Here is a 10,060-nt window from a genome sequence, read left to right on the forward strand (position 1 = left end):
GGCTCCCCTCCCGCCTGCGGGAGGGGCTGGGGGAGGGCATGTTCGCGCAGCAGCCCAACCATTCGGAGAGCATACTTGGACGAGCATGGCAAAGCGTGGTTCCGGGAGAATGACAAGGGCTACTCCCGCCCCACCCCACGCTCGCGGGAATTGCGCAGGAATGCCACCGAAGCCGAACGCAAGCTTTGGGGCGCTTTGAGAGCGCGGCAGATACGAGGGGTGCGCTTCAACCGTCAGTTTCCGGTCGGTCAATACATCTGCGACTTTGCCTCCCGGGAAAAGCGGCTCGTCATCGATCTCGACGGCGGTCAGCATTCGGCAGCAGTGGAATATGATGCGCGCCGGACCCGATTCCTCGAGAGCGAGGGTTACAAGGTTCTGCGATTCTGGAACAATGAGGTGATGGACAATCTTGAGGGTGTTGTGGCTCGTATCGAGGAGACGCTCGATAACATGCCCTCCCCCGACCCCTCCCGCGAGCGGGAGGGGAGTTTGTGGGTCCACCCGCTGCGCGGTGGAAGGTCCTGATGTCCCTAACCCCGCAATGGCTCGATGAACTGCGCGCGCGGACCTCGCTGTCCGCGCTGATCGGGCGCAGCGTGCGGGTGCAGAAGGCGGGGCGCGAGTTCAAGGCGTGCTGCCCGTTCCACAACGAGAAGACGCCCAGCTTCACGATCAACGACGAGAAGGGCTTCTACCACTGCTTCGGCTGCGGCGCGCATGGCGACGCGATCCGCTGGATGACCGACCATCAGGGCCTGCCCTTCCTCGATGCAGTGAAGGAACTCGCCGCCAGCGCGGGCATGGAAGTCCCCGCCCCTGATCCGCGTGCCGCGCGCCGCGCTGAAGAGCAGAAGTCGCTCCACGACGTCATGGCGGCAGCGCAGGCCTTCTTCGTCAAAAGCCTCGCGGAGGATCAGGGCGCGCAGGCCCGCGCCTACCTCGCCTCGCGCGGATTTCCCGCCCACATCGTCAAGGAATTCGGCTTCGGCTATGCACCCGACAGCCGCACCGCGCTGAAGGAGGCGCTAAGCCAGTTCCCCGAGAGCATGCTGATCGAGGCAGGGCTGCGCATCATCGTCGAAGGCCGCGATCCCTATGACCGGTTCCGCGGGCGCCTGATGCTCCCCATCTGCGATCCGCGCGGCCGGGTCATCGCGTTCGGCGGCCGCATCCTCGACAAGACCAAGACCGACGCGCCCAAATACCTCAACTCGCCGGATACCCCGCTCTTCGACAAGGGCCGCACGGTCTACAACCTCCACCGCGCCTCCCCCGCCTCGCGCCAATCGGGCCGCGTCGTGGTGGTCGAAGGCTATATGGACGTCGTCGCACTGGCCGCCGCAGGTATCGGCGAAGCAGTTGCCCCTTTGGGCACGGCGCTCACCGAAGACCAGATCGAGCGGCTCTGGCGCCTTACCGAATGCCCGGTGCTCTGCTTCGACGGCGACGCCGCGGGCCAGCGCGCCGCGACGCGCGCCATCGTCCGCGCGCTGCCGCTGCTGCGCCCCGGCCATTCGCTCAAGATCGCCGTCCTGCCGGACAAGCTCGATCCCGACGACCTCATCAAGCAGCGCGGTGTGGCCGCGATGGAGGATGTCCTCGCCGCCGCACGCCCCATGGTCGAAGTGCTGTGGGACATCGAACGTGCCGCAGGCCCGGTGACGACGCCAGAGGACAAGGCCGGGCTCAAGGCGCGCCTGATGGCCCATGTCGAGAGCATCGGCGACAATGATATCAAGGGCCTCTACCGCCGCGACCTGCTCGACCGCTTCGGTGAACTTGCCTACCCGCAGCGCGAACGCCCGGCCTTCCAGCCCAGCCAGCGCCGCCCAGGGCCCGGCGGCAAATGGCAGCCCGGCCCGCCGCCTCTGCCCGCCGCTGTCACCGCGCGCATGCAGGCCGTGGGCGAGCGCCGTCCCCTTCTCGCCGCCGTGCTTGCCGGCCTTATCGCGCAGCCCCGCGAGATTGCCCGCCACGCTGAGTCGCTTGCCCGCATCGAGGTGCCCGATCCCGCGCTCGCCGCGCTGCTCGATGCCCTCATCGATCTCGTCCACAGCGCGGCCCAGCCGCTTGAAAGCACGCACGTTCTTCCCATATTGGCGAAACGGGGTCTTCGGGCTCCTTCGGCGGACGATTACGCCGGAATGCGATTCGGTTTTCTGGACGGCAAGGCACCCGGTGCGGCGGAAGAACTCGCCGAAGCGGTGGATCTGCTGGTCGGACTTCCGGCCGTCGAAGCCGCGCTGGCAGAGGCCACGCGCCGGCACGAGGCGGAGTTTTCCGACGAAACCTTCGCCGAACAGCAACGTTTGCTGCAACGAAGGCTGGCGCTGCTGGCCCGGTTGGGGCAAATGGGCCGCACCCGCGCCGGGATGTGAAGGGGGATTCATATCGCGCGCGCAGCACAGATGGTACCGGGAATAGATGGCTTCCACCGACACGACTGACACCGGCGATGCTCCGCTGATCGATCTCAACGATGCTTCCATCCGGAAGCTGATCGCCCGCGCCAAGCGCCGGGGGATCATCACGTGGGACGAGCTCAACGAAGCGCTTCCCAACGACATGAGCTCGGACCAGATCGAGGACATCACGTCCGCGCTCAATGAAATGGGCGTCAACATCGTTGAGAGCGACGAGGACGCGGTCGATCCCGAAGACAAGAGCAGCGACGAAGAAGTCGAGGATGCCGATCCGGTCGACGAACGCCCTGACCTTGTCACCAAGCGCAAGGAAACTGTCGAGCGCACCGACGACCCGGTGCGCATGTACCTGCGCGAGATGGGCGCGGTCGAGCTGCTCAGCCGCGAGGGCGAAATCGCCATCGCCAAGCGCATCGAGGCTGGCCGCGACACGATGATTCTGGGCCTGTGCGAAAGCCCGATCACCTTCCACGCGATCATCCAGTGGTCCGAAGCGCTCAACGCCGGCGAGATGCAGCTGCGCGAGATCCTCGATCTCGACGCCATGCTCTCCAAGGAACCCCAGCCCGAAAACCTCTCCGAGGATGGAGAGGAAGGCGACGGCGAGATCAGCGAAGCCACCGCCGGTCCGTCCTTCAAGGAGGAAGAGGACGTCGAGGAGGAAGAGCAGGCCGAGGACGAGGACGACGAGCTTACCGAACGTCGCGCCAAGCGCCCTGCCGAGGAAGAGGAAGAGGACAACACCCTCAGCCTCGCCCAGATGGAAGCGCAGCTGAAGCCCGAAGCGCTCGAGAAGTTCGCCCAGATCACCGACCTCTTCCGCACCTTCGAGAAGGTGCAGGCCGAGCGCCTCCATGCCCTCGGCGCGGGTAATGATTTCCCCGCCGCCAAGGAACAGCAGTACCAGCAGCTGCGCGAAGACCTCACCGCGCAGGTCGAAAGCGTGCAGTTCCACGCGACCAAGATCGAATACCTGGTCGACAACCTCTACGCCTTCAACCGCCGCTTAACCACGCTCGGCGGCCAGATGCTGCGCCTTGCCGAGCGCCACAAGGTGCCGCGCAAGGACTTCCTCGATCACTACGTCGGTCGCGAGCTCGATGAGGGCTGGCTGCAGACCTTGGCGAGCCGCGACAAGAAGTGGGCTGCCTTCGCCGCCAACGAAGCCGAACCGGTCGAGCGCATCCGCGCCGAGATCGCCGATATCGCGGCTGCCACCGGCATGTCGCTCGGCGAATTCCGCCGCATCGTCAACATGGTCCAGAAGGGCGAGCGCGAGGCGCGTATTGCCAAGAAGGAAATGGTCGAGGCGAACCTGCGGCTCGTGATCTCGATCGCCAAGAAGTACACGAACCGCGGCCTGCAGTTCCTCGACCTGATCCAGGAAGGCAACATCGGCCTGATGAAGGCGGTCGACAAGTTCGAGTACCGCCGCGGCTACAAGTTCAGCACCTACGCCACGTGGTGGATCCGTCAGGCGATCACGCGCTCGATTGCCGATCAGGCCCGCACGATCCGCATCCCGGTCCACATGATCGAGACGATCAACAAGCTGGTGCGCACCAGCCGCCAGTTCCTCCACGAGCAGGGCCGCGAGCCCACGCCGGAGGAAATGGCCGAGCGGCTTTCGATGCCGCTCGAAAAGGTGCGCAAGGTGATGAAGATCGCCAAGGAGCCGATCTCCCTCGAAACGCCGATCGGCGACGAGGAAGACAGCCACCTCGGCGATTTCATCGAGGACAAGAACGCGGTGATCCCGGTGGATGCGGCCATTCAGGCCAACCTCAAGGAAACCGTCACCCGCGTCCTCGCCAGCCTCACCCCGCGCGAGGAACGCGTGCTGCGCATGCGCTTCGGCATCGGCATGAACACCGATCACACGCTCGAGGAAGTCGGCCAGCAGTTCTCGGTGACGCGCGAACGTATCCGCCAGATCGAGGCCAAGGCGCTGCGGAAGCTGAAGCACCCGAGCCGTTCGCGGAAGATGCGGTCGTTCCTGGATCAATAAATAGGGACAGTCCCCATTTATCGAGAGGGCTCCGCTGCGGCGGGGCCCTTTTCGTTTGCCCCGGTTGCGCCGCTCACGGCGTCAAAAATGGGGACAGTCCCCATTTATGTTGCGTGTGCCGATGGACCAGAATAAATGGGGACTGTCCCCATTTTTGAGGTTGCGCCATGCCGCGTGCCGCGAGACTCGTCGTCCCCGATTGTCCCCACCACGTCATTCAACGCGGCAATCGACAACAACATGTCTTCTTCTCCGACAACGACAGGCGGCGCTATCTGACGCTATTGGCGAAGAACTGCACCGACCATTCGGTGCGCTGCCTCGCATGGTGCCTCATGAGCAACCACGTTCACCTCGTGCTCGTCCCACCCTCCGCCGATGACCTGCGCGCGGTGCTGTCCCGCACGCACACCAGCTATGCCCAGCGCATAAACTTGCGCGAGGGCGTTTCTGGCCACCTCTTTCAGGGACGCTACGCGAGCTACCCAATGGATGCCGCACACCTCGCCATTGCCGTCCGCTACATCGAGAACAATCCGGTCAAGGCCGGGCTCGTCGGTGATGCGGAGCAATGGCCATGGTCCAGCGCCAGAGCCCACATCAGCGGCGCGCCCGATGGATTGACCGATCTGGAGCACGAATTCCCGGTCACCAACTGGCGCGCCTATCTGGCCGATGGCGTCGAGGCCAGCGAGCGTGATGACGAACTCGAAGCTGCGATGCGATCAGGCCGTCCGCTTGGCGGAGTCGAGATAGCGGGTAGTCCTGCGCCGGAGCAAAAACCGCGAGGCCGCCCGCGCCGCATGAAATAGGGACTGTCCCCTATTTTTCGAGGGACTGTCCCCTATTTTTCGCCGATCACCCCACCCGCCAAACCGCCAGCCGCACCGTGTTCCCCACCTTGCCGCCATCCGCGACATAGATAGAACGCGCCACCCACGCGTAGTCCGGATGCCCGCTGTCGAGCCGGATCGCGGTGCGCATGTAGTATTCCGAAGGCGGCACCACCTCCCCCGCCACAATCCGCGCCGCGACGTCCGCCGAGGCGACCCGGATGCCCTGGCTCACCACTTCGATCACCGCGCCGTCATCGGTCTCGATTCCATAGCGCGCATCCAGCTGCGCCACGCCGCCCGCCTGCACGGTCTGCCAGTCCGCGCCGACGTTCAGGATGCGCCCGTTGATCTGCGGCCCCCGCGCCGTCCCGCCGACGATCGGAATGATCCGCCGCGTGCCTGAAAGCGCTGCGCCCATTTCGTGCGGCGGCGAGAGTTCGACCACCAGATCGCAGACGTGTTCCAGTGCTATCGTCATATCAAAACCCTCGCTCCCGCCGGAATCGTCGGCGGCGCGGTATTGAGCTGTTCTTTCGCAAAGCCCGCCGCCTTCTGATACGCCAGCATGAACGCCGCCCGCTCCTCCGCCGGAATCACTGCGTCGATATCGTCGAACTGCCCGCCGCAGCGCTCGTCGACCATGTTGAGCAGGCCGAACGGTCCCGCCCCCCGGTTGCGCATCGCCACTGCACCGATGGGGCCGCACAGTTCAGCATCGAACGCCGCCAGCGCCTCCGCATTCACGCCCCGCTCCACCATGATCCGCCCCAGCACCCGGGCGTCGATGATCGCCTGCGAGGCGCCGTTGGAGCCCGTCGGATACATCGGATGCGCCGCATCGCCGAGCAGCGCTACGGATCCGTCCACCCATGTCGGCAGCGGATCGCGGTCGATCATCGGGTTTTCGTAGACCGCGTCCGATCCAGCCAGCAGCGCCGGCAGATCAAGCCAGTCGTAGACGAACCCCTCGAACTCGTGCGCAAACTCGGAGAGCCCGACCGGCCGGAACCAGCCCGATTTCGACCAGTCGTGGTCTGCGTCAAAGGTCTGTTCGGCAATCCAGTTGATATCCGCCATGCCGTCCGCATCGGGGTGCGAGATCGGATAGAGCACCACCCGGTGCCGGCTCGTCCCCAGCCCCACGAACGAGGAACCGCTGCGGATCGGCACCCCGCGCGCGGTGCCGCGCCACATGATCGTCCCGCCCCAGTGGATCGGCGGCTGATCGGGGTGCATCTGCGCGCGGATCGCCGAATGGATGCCGTCCGCGCCGATCAGCAGCTTGGCCGAAAGCTCCTCGCGCCCGCCATCCGCCCGCTCGACCAGTGCCGTCACGCCGTCCGTGTCCTTGCGATACCCGCTTACCCGGCACCCCAGCCGAACCGCATCCGGCCCAAGCCGCTCCAGCACCGTGCGATAGAGCAGCATATGGAAGTGCCCCCGGTGCACCGCATACTGGTACCAGCGATACCCGGCGAGCTTCCCGCGCGGCTCGGCATAGATGTCCTTGCCATTGAGCCCCACCAGCGCCCACTCGCGCGCTGGAATGCCCACCGCGTCGAGCTCCGCCTCGCCGATGCCAAGATCGTCCAGCTCGCGAACGGCATTGGGCTGCAGGTTGATTCCCACGCCGAGCGGCTTCAGCTCGCGCACGCTTTCCAGCACCCGGCAGCGCACGCCGATCTGATGCAGCGTCAGCGCCAGCACCAGCCCGCCGATCCCGCCGCCTGCAACCAGCACTTCGTTCTGGGCCATCTCGCATCCCGAATGTTATGTTCGATAGCGCCGCTACAGGCACGGCCCCGGCGTTGCAATGGCCCAGGTCCTCCCCATTTTCCCCTGAGCTTGTCGAAGGGGCAACGGGGGAGGTGGCAGTCCGCAAGGGCTGACGGAGGCATCTTCATTCATATAATTTTTTCTAATGTTGAACTTAAGGCAATCGCGCACACTGGCAATGCCGGCCCAACCCTCCTAAAGCGCTGTTTCCAACGAATCTCCCGGCCCAGGACCACCCGCCGCCCATGCGCATTGCCATCGCCTCGGACCACGCCGCGTTCGATCTCAAGGCTGAACTCGCCGCCCACATCGCCGCGCTCGGCCACGAAGTGCTCGATCTCGGGCCAGACAGCACCGCCAGCGTCGACTACCCCGACTATGGCTACATGCTCGCCGAAGCCGTCGCCTCGGGCGCTGCCGAACGCGGCGTCGCGCTGTGCGGCTCGGGCATCGGCATCTCGATCGCGGTGAACCGCCACCCGGCGCTGCGCTGCGCCCTCGTCAGCGAACCGCTTTCGGCCACACTCTGCCGCTCGCACAACGACGCCAATGCCATCGCCATGGGCGCCCGCCTCGTCGGCCCCGAAATGGCCAAGGCCTGCCTCGAAGCCTTCCTCGCCGGCGAATTTCTCGGTGGCCGCCACCAGGCCCGTGTCGCCAAGCTTTCCTCCCCCGCCCTCGCATAAGGAGCCCCGCCGATGAACATTGCAGCACCAGAAAACCTTGGCGCGCAGGAAATCCGCAAAGCCGGCTTCTTCACCGAGCACCTCGAAGCCGCCGATCCCGAAGTCTATGCCGCGATCCGCGGTGAGCTGCACCGCCAGCAGACCAAGATCGAGCTGATCGCCTCGGAAAACATCACCAGCCTCGCCTGCCTCGAAGCGGCCGGCTCGGTGTTCACCAACAAGTACGCCGAAGGCTACCCCGGCAAGCGCTACTATGGCGGCTGCGAGTATGCCGACGTCGTGGAAACGCTGGCCATCGAGCGCGCCAAGAAGCTGTTCGGCTGCGAATTCGCCAACGTGCAGCCCAATTCGGGCAGCCAGATGAACCAGGCCGTGTTCCTCGCGCTGCTCCAGCCGGGCGACACCTTCATGGGCCTCGACCTCAACTCGGGCGGCCACCTCACCCACGGTTCGCCGGTCAACATGAGCGGCAAGTGGTTCAAGCCGGTCGCCTACGGCGTGCGCCGCGAGGATCACCAGATCGACATGGACGCCGTCCGCGCCACTGCCCACGAGCACAAGCCCAAGCTGATCATCGCGGGCGGCACCGCCTATTCGCGCGTGTGGGACTGGGAAGCCTTCCGCACGATTGCTGACGAGATCGGCGCCTACCTCCTCGTGGACATGTCGCATATCTCGGGCCTCGTCGCGGGCGGCGCGCACCCCTCGCCGATCCCGCACGCGCATGTCGTCACCACCACGACGCACAAGTCGCTGCGCGGGCCCCGCTCGGGCGTGATCCTCACGAATGACGAAGCGCTCGCCAAGAAGATCAACATGGCGGTGTTCCCCGGCATGCAGGGCGGCCCGCTCGTCCACATCATCGCCGCCAAGGCCGTCGCCTTCGCCGAGGCGCTCAAGCCCGAGTTCGCGGCCTATGCGCATCAGGTCGTCGCCAACGCCCGCGCCCTTGCCGCCAGCCTCCAGGACGCCGGCCTCGGCATTGTCTCGGGCGGGACGGACAACCACTCGATGCTCGTCGATCTCACGCCCAAGGATGTGACCGGCAAGGCCGCTGAAAAGGGCCTCGACCGCGCCTGGCTCACCTGCAACAAGAACGGCATCCCCTTCGACACGCGCTCGCCGTTCGTCACCTCGGGCATCCGCCTCGGCACCCCGGCGGGCACGACGCGCGGCTTCCGCGAGGACGAATTCCGGCAGATCGGCGCGCTGATCGCCGAAGTCGTCGATGGTCTCTCGCGCAATGGCGATGAAGGCGATGGTCAGGTGGAACAACGCGTCCGCGAACGGGTTGAAGCGCTTTGTGCGAAGTTCCCGATCTATCCGGAGTTGTAAGACATGGCAGACAGCAACGATCTTCTCGGCCGCGCCACCGAAGAAATCAGCGGCATGGCCAAGCAGGGCATGGACCACCCCTCGACCAAGCCGGTCCTCGTCGGCGCGGGCATCGGAGCAGTGGCGGGCGCCCTGCTCCCGTTCGTCTCGCTGCCGCTGGGCCTTGTCGCGGGCGCGGGGTTTGCGCTCTATCAGCGGATCAAGTAAAATCGACGATCAAGTCAGTTGAAACAAAATCAAGTGAGACTATGCCAACCTCGGATATACTGTTAGTTTAGGTGCTTCGCCCCGTCCGTCCGAATAAAATGGAGACTGCAAATGCGCTTAGCACTGCTACTCCCTCTCATGCTTGTCGCGAGTTGTGACAGTTTTAAAAGCGAAGAGGTAGCAAAGTGCGAGTCTGCATTGCAGAGCGGCCTCAAAGCCCCAAGCACATATAAAGCTATCAAAATCTCCGAATTTGATAGCCCTAATGCACTCAAAGAGATTGAAGACCTGTACAAAACCTACAAGATCTCACTCGAGTTTCATGATTTCAGAGATAAACTCCCCAAAGTCTCTGCGCCATTTAAATCTGTATATGTTGAGTACGATGCCGAAAACTCATTTGGTACTCCAATAAGGAGTACAGATGTTTGCTACTTTGGGACAAACAATGATCCAAAGTTTACAACGGGCAAGGCAACGTTGATAAAATTCGTTGATACGCAGTTTTTGCAGAAACTTGGTCAAATGAAATGATCATGTTTAGAGTTCTAGAGATGCTACAAGCCTCTATCTTTCTGCCAATCTAGCTTGAGTTTTGACCCTAAATGCGTTGCCCGTTCTGTGCCCATGAGGAAAGCCAGGTAAAGGACAGCCGGCCGAGCGAGGACAACACCTCGATCCGCCGGCGCCGCCAGTGTGAAGCGTGCGGCGCGCGCTTCACCACCTTCGAGCGCGTCCAGCTGCGCGAAGTCATGGTGCTCAAGAGCGGCAGCGGCGAGCCCCGCC

Annotated in this window: 10 protein-coding genes and 1 pseudogene; 9 read left to right on the top strand and 2 right to left on the bottom strand. The window is 64.2% G+C overall.

Going from position 1 to position 10,060, the window contains the following annotated elements; all coding sequences use genetic code 11:
• Window positions 1-75: 75 nt before the first annotated feature.
• The 4 genes from IP83_RS18260 (at window position 76) to IP83_RS18275 (ending at window position 5,246) form a co-directional block, all read left to right on the top strand.
• Window positions 76-528 carry an endonuclease domain-containing protein gene (locus IP83_RS18260; RefSeq protein WP_082364835.1) on the top strand — a complete coding sequence of 151 codons (453 nt, stop codon included), beginning with the start codon at window positions 76-78 and terminating at the stop codon, window positions 526-528.
• A complete protein-coding gene (gene dnaG / locus IP83_RS18265; protein WP_054123668.1) occupies window positions 528-2,381 on the top strand; it encodes a DNA primase in 1,854 nt (617 codons plus the stop codon). Before IP83_RS18260 ends, dnaG begins: the two co-directional genes overlap by 1 nt.
• 46 nt (window positions 2,382-2,427) lie before the next feature.
• Window positions 2,428-4,434 carry an RNA polymerase sigma factor RpoD gene (rpoD, locus tag IP83_RS18270; protein WP_054123669.1) on the top strand — a complete coding sequence of 669 codons (2,007 nt, stop codon included), beginning with the start codon at window positions 2,428-2,430 and terminating at the stop codon, window positions 4,432-4,434.
• A gap of 167 nt (window positions 4,435-4,601) precedes the next feature.
• The gene (locus IP83_RS18275; protein WP_072380392.1) at window positions 4,602-5,246 is read left to right on the top strand and encodes a transposase; all 645 of its coding nucleotides are present in this window, start codon (window positions 4,602-4,604) and stop codon (window positions 5,244-5,246) included.
• A gap of 46 nt (window positions 5,247-5,292) precedes the next feature.
• Here IP83_RS18275 and IP83_RS18280 read toward each other — a convergent pair whose 3' ends face one another.
• Together IP83_RS18280 and IP83_RS18285 are read right to left on the bottom strand one after the other, a co-directional pair.
• Complete coding sequence (locus tag IP83_RS18280; protein WP_054123671.1) at window positions 5,293-5,748, bottom strand: DUF3237 domain-containing protein; 456 nt, start codon at window positions 5,746-5,748, stop codon at window positions 5,293-5,295.
• The gene (locus IP83_RS18285; protein ID WP_054123672.1) at window positions 5,745-7,025 is read right to left on the bottom strand and encodes a flavin-dependent oxidoreductase; all 1,281 of its coding nucleotides are present in this window, start codon (window positions 7,023-7,025) and stop codon (window positions 5,745-5,747) included. Before IP83_RS18285 ends, IP83_RS18280 begins: the two co-directional genes overlap by 4 nt.
• 266 nt (window positions 7,026-7,291) lie before the next feature.
• Here IP83_RS18285 and rpiB point away from each other — a divergent pair, with 266 nt between their 5' ends.
• The 5 genes and pseudogenes from rpiB to IP83_RS18305 all read left to right on the top strand — a co-directional run.
• Window positions 7,292-7,732, top strand: a complete 441-nt coding sequence (rpiB, locus tag IP83_RS18290; protein ID WP_054123673.1) for a ribose 5-phosphate isomerase B — start codon at window positions 7,292-7,294, stop codon at window positions 7,730-7,732.
• A 12-nt stretch (window positions 7,733-7,744) separates the two neighbouring features.
• Window positions 7,745-9,067 carry a serine hydroxymethyltransferase gene (glyA, locus tag IP83_RS18295; protein ID WP_054123674.1) on the top strand — a complete coding sequence of 441 codons (1,323 nt, stop codon included), beginning with the start codon at window positions 7,745-7,747 and terminating at the stop codon, window positions 9,065-9,067.
• Between the two features lie 3 nt (window positions 9,068-9,070).
• Window positions 9,071-9,274, top strand: a complete 204-nt coding sequence (locus IP83_RS18300) for a hypothetical protein (RefSeq protein WP_054123675.1) — start codon at window positions 9,071-9,073, stop codon at window positions 9,272-9,274.
• 111 nt (window positions 9,275-9,385) lie between these two features.
• A complete protein-coding gene (locus IP83_RS20390; protein WP_156309852.1) occupies window positions 9,386-9,808 on the top strand; it encodes a hypothetical protein in 423 nt (140 codons plus the stop codon).
• Between the two features lie 71 nt (window positions 9,809-9,879).
• A pseudogene (locus tag IP83_RS18305) lies at window positions 9,880-10,060 on the top strand (transcriptional regulator NrdR); the annotation flags it as partial.

It is taken from the genome of Novosphingobium sp. AAP93 (assembly GCF_001296055.1).
GTDB lineage: Bacteria > Pseudomonadota > Alphaproteobacteria > Sphingomonadales > Sphingomonadaceae > Novosphingobium.

Coding starts and splice junctions, on each gene's coding strand:
- dnaG (WP_054123668.1), top strand. CDS start 528: ATGTCCCTAACCCCGCAATGGCTCGATGAACTGCGCGCGCGGACCTCG.
- rpoD (WP_054123669.1), top strand. CDS start 2,428: ATGGCTTCCACCGACACGACTGACACCGGCGATGCTCCGCTGATCGAT.
- IP83_RS18275 (WP_072380392.1), top strand. CDS start 4,602: ATGCCGCGTGCCGCGAGACTCGTCGTCCCCGATTGTCCCCACCACGTC.
- IP83_RS18280 (WP_054123671.1), bottom strand. CDS start 5,748: ATGACGATAGCACTGGAACACGTCTGCGATCTGGTGGTCGAACTCTCG.
- IP83_RS18285 (WP_054123672.1), bottom strand. CDS start 7,025: ATGGCCCAGAACGAAGTGCTGGTTGCAGGCGGCGGGATCGGCGGGCTG.
- rpiB (WP_054123673.1), top strand. CDS start 7,292: ATGCGCATTGCCATCGCCTCGGACCACGCCGCGTTCGATCTCAAGGCT.
- glyA (WP_054123674.1), top strand. CDS start 7,745: ATGAACATTGCAGCACCAGAAAACCTTGGCGCGCAGGAAATCCGCAAA.
- IP83_RS18300 (WP_054123675.1), top strand. CDS start 9,071: ATGGCAGACAGCAACGATCTTCTCGGCCGCGCCACCGAAGAAATCAGC.
- IP83_RS20390 (WP_156309852.1), top strand. CDS start 9,386: ATGCGCTTAGCACTGCTACTCCCTCTCATGCTTGTCGCGAGTTGTGAC.